We start from the raw sequence: 16,502 nt of genomic DNA, 5'->3' as shown, positions 1-16,502 counted from the left end.
TGCTTTATGACTGCGAGGATATTCAAAGGCGGGGAGTTTCTGATCGCTGAAACCGGAAAGGACGAGCTGTTCACCCCGGAGGATTTCACCGACGAGCAGAAGCAGATAGGGCAGACCACCGAGCAGTTCGTCGCGAACGAGGTGCTTCCGGTGCGGGAAGAGATCGAGCACCAGCAGTTCGAGCACGTGGTGCACCTGATGAAGAGATGCGGCGAACTCGGGCTTTTGATGATCGACGTCCCAGAGGAGTACGGCGGGCTGGAACTGGACAAGGCGACCAGCATGCTCGCGGCGGAGAAAATCTCCGGTTCGGGCTCCTTTTCCGTCGCCTACTCGGCCCACACCGGCATCGGTACGCTCCCGCTGGTCTACTACGGCACAGAGGAGCAAAAAAAGAAGTACCTCGAAAAACTGGTTACCGGCGAATGGATCGCGGCCTACTGCCTTACCGAGCCCGATTCCGGTAGCGACGCCCTGGGGGCCAAGGCGACGGCGACCCTCTCCGCCGACGGCAGCCACTACCTTTTGAACGGCACCAAGCAGTTCACCACCAACGGCTCCATCGCGAGCCTCTACACCATTTTCGCCAAGGTGGACAAGGAGCATTTCACCGCCTTCCTGGTCGAGCGCGGCTTCGAAGGGGTGAGCGTCGGGCCCGAGGAGAAGAAGATGGGGATCAAGGGCTCCTCCACGACCCAGGTCATCCTCGACAACGCCAAGGTGCCGGTGCAAAACGTCCTGGGCGAGATCGGCAAGGGGCACAAGATCGCTTTCAACGTGCTGAACGTAGGGCGCTTCAAGCTCGGGGCCGCGGTCACCGGGGCGGCCAAGGGAGCGCTTGCCGACGGCATCAAGTACGCGAACCTGAGAAAGCAGTTCGGGCGTACCATAGGCTCCTTCGGCGCCATCAAGGAGAAGATCGCCGACATGACGTCCGCGGTCTTCGCTGCCGAATCGATGGTCTACCGACTGGCCGGGCTCATCGACCAGCGTCTTGCCACCATCCCCCGCGACACCCTCAACTACTACGACGTCTACCAGCGCGCCATCGAGGAGTACGCCATGGAGTGCGCCGTCGCCAAGGTCTTCTGCAGCGAGGTGCTCGCTTTCGTGGCGGACGAAGTGGTGCAGATCCACGGCGGCTACGGCTTCGTGCAGGAGTACCCCGCCGAGCGCTACTACCGCGACGAGCGCATCAACCGGATCTTCGAAGGGACAAACGAGATCAACCGCCTGCTCGTCCCGGGGACGCTTTTGGCCCGCGCCATGAAGGGCGAGATCCCGCTGCAGCAGGAAGCGCTCAAGGCCTTTGAGTCGCTGATGACCCCCTCCTTCGAGGAGTTGGACGACAGCGTCCCATTCGCCGCCGAGAAGGCGCTCCTGGCCGGGCTGAAACAGGCGTTTCTGGTCCTGGCGGGGAGCGCGGCGCAAAAATTCCAGGCCGCCATCAGGGAAGAGCAGGAGGTGCTGTTAGCCGCAGCGGACGTGGTGATCAACATCTTCGCCATCGAAAGCGCGGTGCTGCGGGGCGAGAAGATGCTCCCGTCGCTCAGCCCCGCCCGCAGGGACGCGGTGCAGGCGGCAGTCAAGACCTTCACCTTCAACGCCGGCGAGAGGTGCGCCGCCGCGGCCCGCAAGGCTGCCTATTACATCGAAGAAGGTGACGCGCTGACCCTGATGCTGAGCGGCATCCGGCGCTTCACCAAGTACGACGCCACAGGTCTGCTGCAGCAAAAGCGCAAGCTTGCCGATGCCGCGCTGGAAGCGGAGCGGTATCTTTTCTAGGCGTCTCCGGAGAAATCAGTACCGAAGTGTTTGGACATATTGGCAACATGAATGACGCAGAGTCGCTGAAGGGGGGATGGTTTGAAGAGGCAGGAAAGAGAAAAACAAGAATCGGTGTGCGTACAGGAACAGCAATCGGCCCTGGCGAGTGATCCGGAAAGCCGCCTCGCCCTCTGCCAGGCAAAGCTTGCCGAAACCGAAGCCCTTTTGAATCAAGAACAGCAGGGGCGCAGCAAGGCGGAGCGGGAGGTCGCCCTTCTTGCCCAGGAACTGGAAAGCTTCAGCTATTCCGTCTCCCACGACCTGCGCGCGCCGCTTAGGCACCTCGTCGGTTTCAGCAGCGCCCTCGTCGAGGACTACAACGAACAACTGGAGCCGACCGCGCAGAGCTACCTGGACTGCATCACCAGGTCTGCGCGCAAGATGGAGGACCTTCTCGAAGCGCTTCTCTTTCTCTCCCGGGTGACCAAACAGGATCTGACTCTGGTCGAAGTGGACCTGGCCGCGCTGGCGCGCCAATACGCGGGCTCTTTGCAGCAGGCCGCCCCCGCGAGGCAGGTAGAGTTCAGGATAGCGGAGAAACTGCCGGTCAAGGCAGACCCCCAGCTGATGAGGACGGTTATCGAGCAGTTGCTGGGGAACGCCTGGAAGTTCACGGCCCAAAAGGAAAAGGCGACTGTCGAGTTCGGAGAAAAAAAGGAAGGGGGCAGTACCGTCTACTACATCCGCGACGACGGGGCGGGGTTCGACCTGCGCTTCGCCCAGCGGCTCTTCGCTCCGTTTCAGCGCATGCACCGCGAGGAAGAGTTCCCCGGCCTCGGGATAGGGCTCGCCACGGCGCAGCGCATCGTGCACCGCCATGGCGGGAGGATCTGGGCCGAGGCCGAGGTCGGCAACGGCGCGACTATCTGCTTCACCCTCTGCCCCTGAGTCAGGCCGGTGCCGGCAGCCCCTGCATCCCGCCGAACTGGATCTGGAAGGAGTCGAGCCTCAGCTTCATCGCGCCCCTCGTGATGCTTTCAGCGAGGATCGCGTTGCCGGTGCTCGCTGCCTGCAGCATCTCCCGGTAGTACTTCCGCGCCTGGAGCCGGTATTCCTCCCTGGTGAAGAGGGCGGTGCGCAGCTTGGAGTAGACGCTGGAAAAGCTGTTCAGGATCAGGGGATAGATCCTGTTCCCCGACATCACCGCCATGGCCATGTGCAGTTCCCAGTCGTATTTCACCAGGGAGCCGGCGCAGTTGCGGACCTTGTCGGCCCGCGCCAGGATCTCGGCAAGCCCGGCAGCGTTGTTCTCGACGGCCCTTCTCGCGTAGTCCGGCGCGAACTGGACCCGCAACTCCAGGAAGTGGGACGCCAGGTCGGGCGGAAAATCCTCGCTGTTGCGGGTGATGGAGGAGATGAGCTCCAGGTCCCCCTGGGACCAGAAATCGTTCACCACCGTACAATGTCGCTGCTGCACCGAGATCCATCCCGCATTCTGCAGTTTCTGCAGGGCCTCCCTCACCGTGGCCCGGCTCACCGAAAAGCTTTGCGCGAGATCACGCTCGCTCTCCAGGGTGCAGCCCGGTTTCGGATCCCCCTTAAGCAACCTCGCCACCAATGCCTTCTCCACCATCTGGTAGGTCTTCCTCATAAAATTCCCTCTATCGATCACTGAAGGCAGTTGTCTGTACTGTGCGTGCCGGGGCTTGCTGCAACTATTGCAATATCATAGAACAAGGTTTGGTAAAATGGTAGCAATATTTTGCCTGGGGGCGATTAATCGAGGGTCGCCATGTCTGGGCCGATGCCTCGCGTCAGCCGAAGCCCCATTCCAGCAGGCAGCGGCCCTGGCGGTCGAGGCCATGGGGAAAGAAAAACGGGGTAGGGGGGGCGAGGATTGATATTTATTGAACGGGGTTTTATCTTAGCTTGAAGTCGGCTCGTGTTGCGCAGCATTTTTGCGCGGCTGGGAAAGGGTGAAATAGAAGGTGGCGCCGCGGTTCTCCATCCCCTCGGCCCAGATGCTCCCTCCGTGGCGATCGATGATGCGGCGCACCGTGGCAAGCCCGATGCCGGTTCCCTCGAATTCGGAGCCGTGCAGGCGTTGGAACGGTTGGAAGAGCTTGTCCACGTAGGCCATGTCGAAGCCGACCCCGTTGTCCTTTACGAAGAAGGTCTGGCGCCCGCGACCCTGAATCTGGCCGAACTCGATCACCGGGCAGGAGACCCGTGAGGCGTACTTCATCGAATTTCCCAAAAGGTTCTGCAAAACAAGGCGCACCAGCACGCTGTCGCCGAAAGCGGTCAGCCCTTTCTGTATCAGGAACTCGACTGGTTGCGACCCCTCCTCCCCGGCCAGCATGTCGGCTACCTCCGACGCAAGAAGGCTGATGTCGAAGGTTTGGCGCTTCATCAATGTTCTGCCCACCCTGGTGAGGGTCAAGAGGTCGTCTATCTGCTTTCCCATCCTGGAACTGGCGGTGCTGATCCGCTCCAGGTAGTAGTGAGCCTCCTCAGGGAGCGCGTGGCCGTGCTCCTCGATCAGGATGGAACTGTAGCTGTTGATATGCCGCAGCGGAGCACGGAGGTCATGGGAAACGGAATAGCTGAAGGACTCGATTTCCTGCTTTGCCGCCGCCAGCTGTGAGGTTCTTTCAATCACCCGCCGGTCCAATTCGTCGTTCAGTTTCCTGATCGCCTCTTCGGCCTCCTTTCTCTCGGTGATGTCCTTGATGGTGCCGATCATCCGCGGCTGCTTCCCTGCGGCCACCCCGGAAAGCTCGCAGCACTCGGTGACCCAGCGTTCCACGCCGTCGCTTTGCCTGCGAATCGGGTATTCCATCTCGAAGGGGCGCCCGTCGCCGATGGCGGCCAGGTACCTTTCCTTGAAAAGCTGCCGGTACTCGTCGTGGACCATCTCGAAGTGTCCCTGCAGGGTCCTGGGAAAGGTTCGATCCATCCCCAGGATCTCCTCCAGTTTGCTGGAGCAGTTCCAGCGGTCCCCGGCCAGGTCGAGGACGTAGCTCCCCAACTGGGCGATTCTCTGGGTTTCGCGCAGCAGTTCCCCAAGCGACAGGTCGGGCTCGACGTGGCCTTGGCTTTGTTCGCGGGTGATGCCCCAGACCGGGGAGCCGTCGTTTCTGGCGGCCATCTCATGCTTGGACTCCCCGAGGATAAGTTCGGCGCGGGGATTGGCAAAGGCCACCTTGCCGTCGGGTTCTATGAACATGATACCGACAGGGCTCGTGGAGGTGATCAGGTTCAGCAGCTCGTGCTCCATGCGCAGCAGGTGTTCCATCATTTTGCCCTGGTTGATGTCGCACAATATCCCCGCCAGCCGGATTGCCTTTCCTGAGGCGTCGCGGTCGGCCGCTTTCCCCTCGCAGCGAAACCAGCGCCATTTCCCCTCGTTGGTCTTCAGGCGGAATTCGAACTCGAAATTCTCCACGGCCCCCTCTACGCATCTTTCCTTCAGGACGCGCGCGGCCTCCAACTGTGCCGGGTGCAGGATGCTGCTCCAGTCCTCCAGTTTCACCGGCGACTGCCCGGGGCGGTAGCCGAGCATCTCGTAGCAAAAGGGGCTGAAGTAGCAGGTGCTGGTGGCGACGTCCAGATCCCAGATCCCGGAACTCACCGCCTCCACCGCCTTACGGTGGCGTTCCTCGCTGAGCGCCAGTTGCTCGTTGGTGTGAACTTCAGCGGTGATGTCGAGGTTGCAACCCTGGTAGCCGGTGACTTCGCCCCGGCTGTTTCGCACCTGGGCGATCACCGCATGCAGCCAGAAAACCCTGCCGTCGGCTGAACGGTACTTGAAGCGTTGCGACCACTGCGCTCCGCTCTCCATGCTCTGCTGCCAGCTGGCCGTGAGCGCCTTGCGCTCCTGGGGGTGGATGAAGCCGATAAGCGCTTCGTTATCGTCATCCCCTGCAGCGCCGGCGATTCTCCTGCCGTCGATGTCGGCCTGGTACAAGCCCAGGGGCGCCGTTGTGAAGATGGTGCGCAGCACCTGCTCGTAATCGATGCGGACAGGCTCCCGCTGCATGAGGGGGGCGGATGCGGGGTCCGCAAGAGGAACAGGAGCTCTTTTCGTCCTGATGTTGACAGGGGTCGCAGCTTCCGACAGATTGTTCATTTTCCCCTCGTTGCCGATGTTGCCCGCACACCTTCGAAATATTGTCATAGCTGCCCGAAAGACTGGCAGTGCTCAGGCGCTTGAGTGTTCTCTAATATATCTTCGAATTTTTAAACTAGCAAGTGCAAATTATATCTTGATAATGTTTTCTTGCAAATTTGTCGTACTGGCAGATAGCTTTTAATATTCACTGGCCGCCGCCGTTGTGAGTCATGTTGCACACGTTGATATTCGACTAACAGATGTATTGACTGCCACAGCATGTTTGGGGTACTTGTAGTTCGATATTTCACATCCATAGAGGAGAGTTAAGACATGGAATCCAACAAGACCTGCCAGTGTGGAGCCAAACATACGGGTCACATCTGCATGTTGAAGAGCGCCGGGCGCAGCGAGGAGATCGCGCATATAACCGACCATCCGACCGTCACCTGCTTTACCTGCGGGGCCGAGGCCAACTCCGCCGACAACGTCTGCAACCCGATGCCCATGGGGTAGCAAGCCGCACGCCGGTCCACACGGAGCACCGATGCCCGAATTACCTGAAGTCGAAGTGACGCGGCTGGGGATCGCAGCGCAACTGGTCGGAGCCAGGATCGCCGTTGTCGCCATTCGCAGCGCCAAACTGCGCACCATGGTGCCGCAGGAACTCCCGCGTCTTCTTGCCGGCCAGAGCATCCTTTCGCTGACCCGTCGCGGCAAGTACCTGGTCATTACCTGCCGGCAAGGCTCCTTGCTGCTGCACCTGGGCATGACCGGGCACCTGCGCCTGGTTCCCGCCGGAGCCGGCGCAGGCGTGCACGACCACTTCGACCTGGAGCTTGAGTCCGGGCTTGTACTGCGGCTAAACGACGTGCGCCGCTTCGGCTCGATTCACTTCACCTCCGGCGACCCGCTAAAGCACAAGCTTTTGCAGGGAATCGGGCCGGAACCTTTGACCGATGAGCTCACCGCCCCCTACCTCTACCGCAAAAGCCGCGGCAAGAAGGCGCCTCTGCAGCGCTTCCTGATGGACAGTTCCGTGGTCGCCGGTCTCGGCAACATCTACGCGGCCGAAACCCTGTTCCGCTGCGCCATGCTTCCGTCCACACCGGCGGGCTCCCTTTCCGAGGCCGACTGCTACAGGCTTTGCGACTGCATCAAGAAAACCCTCGCCGCCTCCATCGAGGCCGGCCGCGTCATGGATTTCAGCGTCCGCGAGGAGAAGCTCGTCTATTTCCCGCAGCAGCTCTTCGTCTACGGCAGGGAAGGGCTCGCCTGCCGGCAATGCGGCAGCGCCATAGAGCGGGGAAGGCTCGGCAACCGCTCCACCTTCTACTGCCCCCGCTGCCAGAGCTAGCTTTAACTGCGCCTTTGCATTGACCTTCCCCTGCCGGTTGATAAACTGCCGCAGGGGTTGGGGCTTGCCCCGCGATTCTTTCATAGGGAGGGTTAACCAATGAGCATGCTCTTTACCCCGCTGCAGCTGCGGGAGCTGACCTTCAAAAACCGTATCTTCGTCTCCCCCATGTGCCAGTATTCAAGTAAAGACGGGATGCCGACGGATTGGCACCTGGTACACCTGGGAAGCCGGGCGGTCGGCGGCGCCGGGCTCGTCATGGTCGAAGCGACGGCGGTTTCCCAGCAGGGGCGCATTTCGCCGGACGACTCCGGCATCTGGTGCGCGGACCACGCCCGGGCCTTTGCCCCCATCGCCCGCTTCATCAAGGAACAGGGTGCGGTGCCGGGAATCCAGCTGGCCCATGCCGGGCGCAAGGCTTCCACCGACCTTCCCTGGAAAGGGAGCGGCCCGGTGGATGCCAACCACCGCGGCTGGCAGACCATCGCCCCCAGCCCGGTTCCGTTTGCCGCGAACTTCCCCTCTCCCCGGGAGGCAACCGTCCAGGACCTGGAGATCATCCTGGGGCAGTTCGCCTCTGCCGCGCGCCGCAGCGCCGAAGCGGGATTCGAGGTGGTGGAGATTCACATGGCGCACGGCTACCTGCTGCACGAGTTCCTCTCGCCGCTGTCGAACCTGCGCGCCGACGATTTCGGAGGGTCGCTGGAGAACCGTTGCCGCTTCCCGTTGCGGGTGGCGAAGGCTGTGCGCGAGATCTGGCCCGAGCATCTTCCGGTGTTCGTGAGGGTCTCGGCAACGGACTGGATGGAGGGTGGATGGGATCTGGAGCAGACGGTGGAGCTGGTGCGAAGGCTCAAGGCGATCGGAGTCGATCTGATCGACTGCTCCAGCTGCGGACTGGTGCCCGAGGCGGCGCCCCCTTTCGGCCCCGGCTTCCAGACCCCCTTCGCCACCGAGATCAGGAAGCAGGCAGGCATCGCCACCGGCGCCGTCGGTTTCATCACCGCCCCGGTGCAAGCCGAGCATATCGTGGCGACGGGTCTTGCCGATGCGGTGTTCCTGGCGCGCGAGATGCTGAGGGACCCGTACTGGCCGCTGCACGCGGCCAAAGCCCTGCAGATCGATTCCGCATGGCCCAGCCAGTACGAAAGGGCTAAATGAAGCGTATGTCGTTGGCCGCAACCAGCGTGAAGTCACACTGGCACCTTCATTGAGTGACAAATGCTTGTCCATGGTCGAACAGGCTGTACATTCTGGCAGATTTGTCTGTATAATCACCGGCGTTGCCAATATATTTCAAACACGGCGAGCATTTCTTCACGCGTAACAGGTGAAGACGCCCTTGACGGAATGCAAAAGCGCCCGTATTAAAACGCGAATAACTAACGGAGACAGCATGGAAAGATATCAGACACAAGCAAGAACGATCAGCATCGCCCAGGGGGGCGTGATGAGGGGGGTCTACGGATGGATGGGGGGAGGCTTGGCTCTCACCGCCCTGGTCTCGCTGATGACCGCCTCTTCGCCGGCTCTGCTTCAGGCTATCCTGGGCAACCGCATCCTCTTTTACGCGCTGGTGTTCGGCGAACTGGGGCTCGTTATCGCCATCAGCGGCGCCATCAACAGGATCAGCGCCACCACGGCGAGCGCCCTTTTCCTTATTTACGCCGCGGTTAACGGGCTCACCATGTCGAGCATCTTCGTCGCCTATACCTCGACCTCCATCGCCTCGACCTTCCTGGTCACCTCGGGTATGTTCTGCGCCATGAGCCTGTACGGCTACCTGACCCGCAGCGACCTCACCTCCTGGGGGAGCTTCCTGTTCATGGGGCTCGTCGGCGTGGTGATCGCCTCCTTGGTGAACATGTTCCTGCACAGTTCCATGCTCTCCTGGGTACTGAGCGTCTGCGGCGTTATCGTCTTCACCGGGCTCACAGCCTACGACACGCAGAAAATCAAGCAGATGGGGAACGCCGGCCGCAAGGGTGCCGTTCTCGGCGCTCTTACCCTCTACCTCGACTTCATCAACATGTTCCTCTCCATGCTGAGGCTTTTCGGCGACCGCCGCTAGACCCGCAAGGGGGACTGGCGCAGGTGCCTGTCCCCCTTAGCCTGGTGCCATAACATAAAGAGCCCGGATCGCAGCGGCGACCGGGCTCTTTTTTTTTGCAGATAGGGGAGGGGGCGGTCAGCGCAGCCGGATACCCTCAGGCGTGATCTGGATCACCCCTTCCTTGTAGAGGTTCCCGATCACCGTCTTGAAGCTCTTCTTGCTCATGCTGAACATCTCCGAAATCAGCTCAGGCGAAGACTTGTCGCCCACCGTAAGAAAGCCCCCTCTCTCGCTCAGCACCCGAAGCACGCTCTCGCGGCTGCCGTGGAGGTCCTTCCCGCCGCCTTTCCTGAGCGTCACGTCGATCTTGCCGTCGGGGCGGATCTTCTTGACGAACCCCTTGACCGAAGTGCCCACCTCGTAGCTGCCGAAGAGCTCGCTCTTGAACAAGAGCCCGTCGTAACGGTCGTTGATGATGACCTTGGCCCCCAGTTCGCCTAACTGGTAGAAGGTGAGCCTTACCTCCTCTCCCTCCTTCAGTTCGATGCGCGACTTCTCCAGGAACTTCCCCAGCTTGGCCGAGGCCGCTATGCGCTCCGAACGGTCCAGGTAGACCCGCACCAGGTGCTTTTCTCCCTTGTTCAGAGGCTTTGGCTGTTCGCTGAAAGGTACCAGCAGGTCCTTTTCCAGCCCCCAGTCCAAAAACGCGCCCACGTTGCCGACATCCTTCACCTCCAGTACGGCGAAGTCCCCCACCTGGGCCTTCGGGGTCAAGGTGGTCGCCAGGAGCCGGTCTTCCGAATCGAGGTAGACGAAGACCTTTACGTGCTCGCCCGGGTGCAGCCCCTCGGGGACGTACTTGGTCGGCATCAGGATGTCCCCAAGCTCCGAGACGAGGAATGCGCCGATGGCGCTGATCTTTTTTACTTCAAGCCTGTTGTATTTACCTATTTCCAGCATCGGTTGGCGCTCCATTTCATGTTGCGGCACGCCGTAACATTACAAAATACTATTTTATTTTTTGGCAGTTATTCCGATTACTATAGCAGATCCCGCATCAAAGCCCGACAGTTATTTTAATCTGGCCATGGTAGCAGGTACTGCCGTCAACAACAGCTAGTTAGCTGCCATTCCGGAGAGCGAAGCCCTCTCTTTTTGGTCTGGACACGCAGCCGGAATTCATATTAAGGTGTCGTGTTTACGTTATTTTCACCACGCACATGCACCGCTTCGGCAGATATTGGCGTCAACCGGCATAACTGTGGTTGATAGCACGGAGGCTGCTTGTTACCTTTCAGTCTGAAGACCAAGATGACGGTCACCATATCGCTGCTGATAGCGGGGTTGCTGTCTGTTCTCGCTATTTCCACCCAGATGTACTTCGTGGGCCAGCTCAAGCAGCTGCTGTATACCCAGCAGTTCAACATGGTCTCCGCCATCGCGGACCAGATCGACGACAAGATAATCTCCTCCCAGACCGAGCTCGTTGCCACAGCGGGGACCCTGAGCAAAGGGGCCGTAAAGGACCAGGCTGCGCTGAGAACGTTCTTCGATGAACGGCCGGACACGCTGGCCATGTTCGACAACGGCCTCTTCCTTTTCTCGCCCGAGGGAGTGCTCATCTCCGGCAACCCGGTGGAAAAGACGCTCCTTGGCAGGACGTTTTTGCAACGCGACTACCTGAAAAATACCCTTGCCGCGGGGAAACCGCAGATATCCGAACCCTTCATCTCGGCGCAGCCGCACCATCACCCGATCATCATGTTCACCTCGCCCATCTTCGGCAACGACGGGAAGGTTTCCGCCGTTCTGACCGGGAGCATAGACCTCGCCAAGGACAATTTCCTGACCAGGATCGGGAGCGTGGTGCTCGGCAAGGAAGGGTACCTGTACCTGTACAACAAAGACCGGACCATGATCGTCCATCCCGACCGCAGGCGCATCTTCCGCAAGGACGTCCCGGTCGGCGCCAACGTACTCTACGACCGTGCCGTTGCCGGGTTCGAGGGGACCGGCGAAACGGTGAACTCCCGCAAGGTGCAGGTGATCAGCTCCTTTAAGAGGTTGAAATCCACCGGCTGGATCCTCGCCTCGAACTTTCCGCAGAAAGAGGCCTACTCACCGATCCACAAGGCGCGGACCTACGTCCTTTTCGCCCTGGCGGTGGTGTTGCTCATCTCGATACTCGTCGTCTGGCTCTCGATGAAATTCCTGACGGCGCCGCTACTTGCCTTTACCGAACAGATCCGGGGCATGACGCAACACAAGGAGGCAGCCGAAGCAGTCGGCGTCAACACGGGCGACGAGATCGGGGTGCTGCGCGATGCCTTCGATCAGCTCCTGAAAGAGCTGGAAGCCCAGAAAAGCGAGCTGAAGAGCCAGCTGGATTTCTCCAGGATCCTCATCGACATCATCCCCATCCCGGTCTACTACAAGGACTCCCTGGGAAGGTACCTTGGCTGCAACCAGGCATTCCTCGACTTCAACGGCATCACCAGGGACGAACTCCTGGGGAAAACCGTCTACGACGTAGTACCGTCAGATCTGGCCGACCAGTACCACCGCTCGGACGAGGAACTAGTCAGTGCAGGCGGTGTTCAGGTGTTCGACGCGAAGGCGCTCAACGGCCACCTTACCCAGCGTGACATCACCTTCTTCAAGACCACCTTCCCGGCCAGCGACGGAAGCTACGGCGGCATCCTCGGCGCCATGCTGGACGTAACCGTACACAAGCAGGCCGAGGAAGCGCTGCAGACGCAGAAAGAGTTCGCCGAGAGCCTAGTGATGAATTCGACGGTACCTACCTTCGTGCTCGATCACCGGCATCGCGTCATCATCTGGAACTCCGCTTTGGAGGCGCTCACAGGCATTAAGGCCGATGAAGTGCTCGGCTTGGAGAACCTCTGGAAGATATTCTATGAAACGGAGAGGCCGCTTCTGGCCGACCTGATCCTCGACGATGCGCCCGATGATCTGCCGAAGCATTACAGCCATTACCAGGAATCCCCCCTGATCAGCGGCGGCCTTCAGGCCGAAGGGTGGTACCGCGATCCGTCGGGAGAGGGGCACTACATCACCATCAGCGCCGCTCCGATCAGGGACCGGCATGGCGTGCTGGTCGGCGCCCTGCAGGTGATCGAGGACATCACCGAACGCAAGCTGGCCCAGGACGCGCACGAAAAGACCAGGCGACAACTGCAGCTGATCCTCGATGCCGCGGGCGAAGGAATCAACGGCGTGGATACGCAGGGGAGGATCACCTTCGTCAATCCTGCTGCCGCTGACATGGTGGGGTGGACTCAGGAGGAACTGCTGGGACAAAACCAGCATGCGCTGATGCATCACAGCAGGGAAGACGGATCCCCCTCCCCGATCCAGGAGTGCGTGGTCGTCGCAGCGTGCCAAGAGGGGCGCCCCTACAAGAGCGAAGAACTCTTCTGGCGCAAGGACGGCACCAGCTTCTACGTGGAATGCAACTGCAGCCCGATAAGAGAAGACGGCGAACTGGTGGGCGCCGTCATCATTTACAAGGATATGACCGAGCGCAGGCTCGCGGAAGAGCAACTGCTGAAACTCTCCCAAGCGGTCATGCAAAGTCCGGTTTCGATCATCATAACCGACACTCTCGGCAACATCGAGTTCGTCAATCCCCGCTTTACCCACGTCACCGGCTATGAGGCGGATGAAGTCATCGGCCGCAACCCGAAACTTTTGCAAAGCGGCAAGACATCGCCTGAACTGTACCAGGGGCTCTGGAATACCATCACTTCGGGGCGGGTTTGGACCGGGGAGCTCTACAACCGGTACAAGAGTGGAGCGACGCACTGGGAGCATGCCACCATCTCCCCGATCAGGAACAGCGCCGGCGCCATAAGCCATTTCATGGCGTTCATGGAGAGCATCTCGGAGCGCAAGAAGCTCGAAGAGCAGCTGCGCCAAGCTCAAAAGATGGAAGCCATCGGCCAGCTTGCAGGGGGAGTCGCCCACGACTTCAACAACATACTTACCGTCATCATGGGGTTCGGGCAACTGCTCCAGCACTCTCTGCCGGCGGGCGACCCGAGGCTCGAGAGTATGGAACAGATCCTCGATGCCGCCGACCGTGCCACACATCTGACCAGAAGCCTTCTTGCCTTCAGTCGCAAACAGGTTATGCTGCTGCACCAGGTGGAATTGAGCGACCTGGCGCGAAAGCACGTCAAATTCCTGGTCCGCATCATCGGCGAAGATGTTACGCTGAAGACCTCTTTCTGCGAAGAAAAGCTGATGGTGATGGCCGACAGCGGACAGATCGAGCAGGTACTGATGAACCTGGGCACCAATGCGCGGGACGCCATGCCCGGCGGCGGCGAGCTGACCATCAAGACAGAGGCGGTGCAGCTGGACAAGGAATTCCACCGGCTGCACGGGTACGGCATGCCTGGGCGCTACGCCCTGATCACTGTGACGGATACCGGCACCGGGATGGATCCCGAAACGCAGCAAAAGATCTTCGAGCCGTTTTTCACCACCAAGCTTCCGGGGCGCGGGACAGGCCTTGGCCTCTCCATTGTCTACGGCATCATCAAGCAGCACGGCGGGTACGTCACCATCTTCAGCCAGCGCGGGTTCGGGACCACCTTCAGCATTTATCTCCCCCTCAACGTCGAAAAGCCGCAGACGGTGGAGCAGTCCCCTAGCTATGTTCCGCAGGGTGGGAGCGAGACGGTACTCGTCGTCGAAGACGACGCCTCGGTCGGCCGACTCGTTGAGTCGGTATTGAAGAGATACGGGTACAACGTCATCCTGGCTGGAAACGGTGAAGAGGCGCTCGAGATTTACCAGTCGAGGTCTCACGACATCAGCCTGGCGCTGTTAGACGTCATCATGCCCAAGATGAACGGAAAAGAGCTCTGCGAGAAGCTCAGGGAGCGCTCGCCGCAGCTAAAGGTGCTCTTCTTGAGCGGCTACACCGCGGACCTGATCCAGGACAAGGGTATCGCCATGGATGGTATCGATCTCATCCGCAAGCCTGCGAAGCCGATGGAATTGGCCAGAAAAGTCCGCGAGATGCTGGACGCGCAGTAGAGTGGCGGTTTCCCTCCCTTCTCCCGGATGGCAAAATAGGGGAGGGGACCACCTGTTTCTTTCGCTTCCGCCTAGCGCGCCACGACCCTCCCCTCCTCCAATTACAAAAGCAGGGGAGGGGGGTTCCTTGTAAAATCCTATTGAATTCATTTGTTTATCAAGGAGATTCGCCATGCTGATAGAAAGTATGACCATGGAGGAGTTTTCCCAGGGTCTGACGGTCAGTAAGACCGTGTACATTCCGTTCGGGTCGGTCGAGGAGCATGGCAGCCACTTGCCGTTATCCACCGACACCATCGAGGCATACGAGGTCGGCAAACGCGCGGCTGAAAGGATTCCGCTCTTCGTGGCCCCGCCGATCCATTACGGATCCTGCCGATCGACGTCGTGCCATCCCGGGACCATCTCGATCAGCACCGCGACCTTAAAGTCGTTGCTCAAGGATATTGTGCGATCACTGCACTCGCATGGGCTCACCAATTTCATAGCATTGACCGGTCATGCCGGCGGTTCGCACAAGATGGCGTTGCAGGACGCCGGCGAAGAACTGATGCGCGAGTTGCCCGAGATAAACATGGCCGTCGTCACCGAGTACGATTTGGCCAAGGAAGCCGGCGCCGGGATCATCGAGACCCGTGGCGACGCCCACGCGGGCGAGATCGAGACCTCGAGGATCATGCACTCGCATCCGCATCTGGTCAAAGGGCTTGCCGAGGCCGAGTACCCGTCGTTTCCGACGGGGATCCTGGTTCGGGACAAGCGGAGCTTTTGGCCCGGCGGAGTCTGGGGCGATCCCGGCAAGGCGACCGCCAAAAAAGGGCGTTTGCTGGAATCACTGGTAGCTGACAAGGTGGTCGAACTGGTAAAGGCGTTAGAGAGCCGGCGCTGGTAAAAGTGCCCAAAAAAGCGGCTTCCAAATTTGCCTTTTAAAGGGACTTTTTGCATGGGTGCAGGGGCAGGCCTGCACCCATTTTTCATACAACAGCGATAGAAGCGGTTTTACCATCGGAGGTGTCGGCGGAAGGAGTTTGACCGCAGAAGACGGTTGACGGTAAGGGGTCGCAAGGGAGCTAAAGGGAGCTAAAGGGAGCTAAAGGGAGCTAAAGGGAGCTAAAGGGAGCTAAAGGGAGCTAAAGGGAGCTAAAGGGAGCTAAAGGGAGCTAAAGGGAGCTAAAGGGAGTGAGAAGTTAAGGAGCAACACGCGGAAACGACATCAGACCAGGAGAGCGAATTTTTTTTTTCAAAGCCAAGAGTGCGGGGAGCATGCCCGGGTATATAATTGAGCGTACCTCCGAGAGAAGCGAAACACGAAGTGAGTGTAGAACCTCGCCGGTAAAATCCTGCCACCATTATCCTTTCGAAAAAGAACGAGTCGCATACCTCCCAGCAAACCACACGACCCCAGACACTCAACTTGACATAATATATCTTATGGGACGTAAAAAGTAAGTTCCAGGGAAGTGCCAAAAGCCTCCCTCCCATCCATCCATCCCACACCGCCGAAGGCCAGTCATGTAGACGAGATGTAACGAAATTCTTCACGCCCAACTTTGACAAACAGATCGATGTTCCCAAGTGGTACAACTTTTTAAAAACGTGATCAGTTTAACTGAAAAGAGTTCCACTTTTCAGTAGACCAGTTACGCTTTTCGCCAAACAGGAACAGTTTCCATAAAAGCAGTTCCACTTTCCCGGAAACCGGTCCAGCTTTTTTCTAATCTGGTACAACTTTTTTCTAATCTGGTGACAGTTTTGAGGAAAACTGTTCCACTTTTCCCAAAACCGGTATAGTGGACCCCATTTTCAGGACAATAGTTTAAGATGGCGCCTGCGATAAAAGGAGCAGGCAATGAGCGAACGGAAGCGCAAAAGTTTCACCAGCCAGTACAAGACGAAAGTGGCTCTCGAAGCGATCCGCGGCGTCAAGACGCTGAACGAAATCGCCCAGGAATTCGGTGTCCATCCGACTCAGGTGGGCGAGTGGAAACGAGAGCTCATCGCGCAGGCGCCAGGCATCTTCGAGACTAAGCGCGGCCCGAAGCCCGATGATCCGGCGGCCAGTCCGGAGCGGCTTTACTCCGAGATCGGGCGGTTGAAGATGGAACTGGACTGGCTTAAAAAAAAGTCCGGGATCGACCAATAGC

11 protein-coding genes and 1 pseudogene are annotated in these 16,502 nt (G+C 59.4%); 9 read left to right on the top strand and 3 right to left on the bottom strand.

What is annotated here, in order from left to right; all coding sequences use genetic code 11:
- Positions 1-6: 6 nt before the first annotated feature.
- Together K419_RS0102540 and K419_RS0102535 are read left to right on the top strand one after the other, a co-directional pair.
- The gene (locus K419_RS0102540; RefSeq protein ID WP_026840187.1) at positions 7-1,785 is read left to right on the top strand and encodes an acyl-CoA dehydrogenase family protein; all 1,779 of its coding nucleotides are present in this window, start codon (positions 7-9) and stop codon (positions 1,783-1,785) included.
- A gap of 81 nt (positions 1,786-1,866) precedes the next feature.
- Positions 1,867-2,715, top strand: a complete 849-nt coding sequence (locus tag K419_RS0102535; protein ID WP_026840186.1) for a sensor histidine kinase — start codon at positions 1,867-1,869, stop codon at positions 2,713-2,715.
- Position 2,716: 1 nt separating this feature from the next.
- Here the strand turns inward: K419_RS0102535 and K419_RS0102530 are convergent, their stop codons facing one another.
- Positions 2,717-3,418 carry a GntR family transcriptional regulator gene (locus K419_RS0102530; RefSeq protein ID WP_026840185.1) on the bottom strand — a complete coding sequence of 234 codons (702 nt, stop codon included), beginning with the start codon at positions 3,416-3,418 and terminating at the stop codon, positions 2,717-2,719.
- Between the two features lie 273 nt (positions 3,419-3,691).
- Positions 3,692-5,899, bottom strand: coding sequence for a PAS domain-containing sensor histidine kinase (locus tag K419_RS0102525; protein ID WP_026840184.1), 2,208 nt, complete (start codon positions 5,897-5,899; stop codon positions 3,692-3,694).
- A gap of 315 nt (positions 5,900-6,214) precedes the next feature.
- Between K419_RS0102525 and K419_RS0102520 the strand changes: the two genes are divergently transcribed.
- From K419_RS0102520 to K419_RS0102505, 4 genes are all read left to right on the top strand, one after another.
- On the top strand, positions 6,215-6,397 hold the full coding sequence (locus tag K419_RS0102520) for a hypothetical protein (RefSeq protein WP_026840183.1): 183 nt from the start codon (positions 6,215-6,217) through the stop codon (positions 6,395-6,397).
- A 31-nt stretch (positions 6,398-6,428) separates the two neighbouring features.
- Positions 6,429-7,238 (top strand): bifunctional DNA-formamidopyrimidine glycosylase/DNA-(apurinic or apyrimidinic site) lyase, encoded by an 810-nt coding sequence (gene mutM / locus K419_RS0102515; protein ID WP_026840182.1) that lies wholly within the window; start codon positions 6,429-6,431, stop codon positions 7,236-7,238.
- Positions 7,239-7,337: 99 nt separating this feature from the next.
- Complete coding sequence (locus tag K419_RS0102510) at positions 7,338-8,399, top strand: NADH:flavin oxidoreductase/NADH oxidase (RefSeq protein ID WP_026840181.1); 1,062 nt, start codon at positions 7,338-7,340, stop codon at positions 8,397-8,399.
- 235 nt (positions 8,400-8,634) lie between these two features.
- Positions 8,635-9,309, top strand: coding sequence for a Bax inhibitor-1/YccA family protein (locus tag K419_RS0102505; RefSeq protein WP_026840180.1), 675 nt, complete (start codon positions 8,635-8,637; stop codon positions 9,307-9,309).
- Positions 9,310-9,426: 117 nt separating this feature from the next.
- Here the strand turns inward: K419_RS0102505 and K419_RS0102500 are convergent, their stop codons facing one another.
- Positions 9,427-10,251: a CvfB family protein gene (locus K419_RS0102500; RefSeq protein WP_026840179.1), complete on the bottom strand. Its 825-nt coding sequence runs from the start codon at positions 10,249-10,251 to the stop codon at positions 9,427-9,429.
- A 324-nt stretch (positions 10,252-10,575) separates the two neighbouring features.
- Between K419_RS0102500 and K419_RS0102495 the strand changes: the two genes are divergently transcribed.
- The 3 genes and pseudogenes from K419_RS0102495 to K419_RS0102485 all read left to right on the top strand — a co-directional run.
- Positions 10,576-14,358, top strand: coding sequence for a PAS domain S-box protein (locus K419_RS0102495; RefSeq protein WP_026840178.1), 3,783 nt, complete (start codon positions 10,576-10,578; stop codon positions 14,356-14,358).
- A gap of 172 nt (positions 14,359-14,530) precedes the next feature.
- Positions 14,531-15,250, top strand: coding sequence for a creatininase family protein (locus tag K419_RS0102490; RefSeq protein WP_026840177.1), 720 nt, complete (start codon positions 14,531-14,533; stop codon positions 15,248-15,250).
- Between the two features lie 957 nt (positions 15,251-16,207).
- Positions 16,208-16,483, top strand: a pseudogene (locus tag K419_RS0102485) (transposase); the annotation flags it as partial.
- Positions 16,484-16,502: the final 19 nt, after the last annotated feature.

This window comes from Citrifermentans bremense R1 (assembly GCF_000426865.1).
GTDB lineage: Bacteria > Desulfobacterota > Desulfuromonadia > Geobacterales > Geobacteraceae > Geomonas > Geomonas bremensis.
Note: the sequence above shows the minus strand (reverse complement) of the source record. Positions and strands in the feature narration are given on the sequence as shown.

Coding starts and splice junctions, on each gene's coding strand:
- K419_RS0102525 (WP_026840184.1), bottom strand. CDS start 5,899: ATGAACAATCTGTCGGAAGCTGCGACCCCTGTCAACATCAGGACGAAA.
- K419_RS0102540 (WP_026840187.1), top strand. CDS start 7: ATGACTGCGAGGATATTCAAAGGCGGGGAGTTTCTGATCGCTGAAACC.
- K419_RS0102490 (WP_026840177.1), top strand. CDS start 14,531: ATGCTGATAGAAAGTATGACCATGGAGGAGTTTTCCCAGGGTCTGACG.
- K419_RS0102500 (WP_026840179.1), bottom strand. CDS start 10,251: ATGCTGGAAATAGGTAAATACAACAGGCTTGAAGTAAAAAAGATCAGC.
- K419_RS0102520 (WP_026840183.1), top strand. CDS start 6,215: ATGGAATCCAACAAGACCTGCCAGTGTGGAGCCAAACATACGGGTCAC.
- K419_RS0102510 (WP_026840181.1), top strand. CDS start 7,338: ATGAGCATGCTCTTTACCCCGCTGCAGCTGCGGGAGCTGACCTTCAAA.
- K419_RS0102530 (WP_026840185.1), bottom strand. CDS start 3,418: ATGAGGAAGACCTACCAGATGGTGGAGAAGGCATTGGTGGCGAGGTTG.
- mutM (WP_026840182.1), top strand. CDS start 6,429: ATGCCCGAATTACCTGAAGTCGAAGTGACGCGGCTGGGGATCGCAGCG.
- K419_RS0102505 (WP_026840180.1), top strand. CDS start 8,635: ATGGAAAGATATCAGACACAAGCAAGAACGATCAGCATCGCCCAGGGG.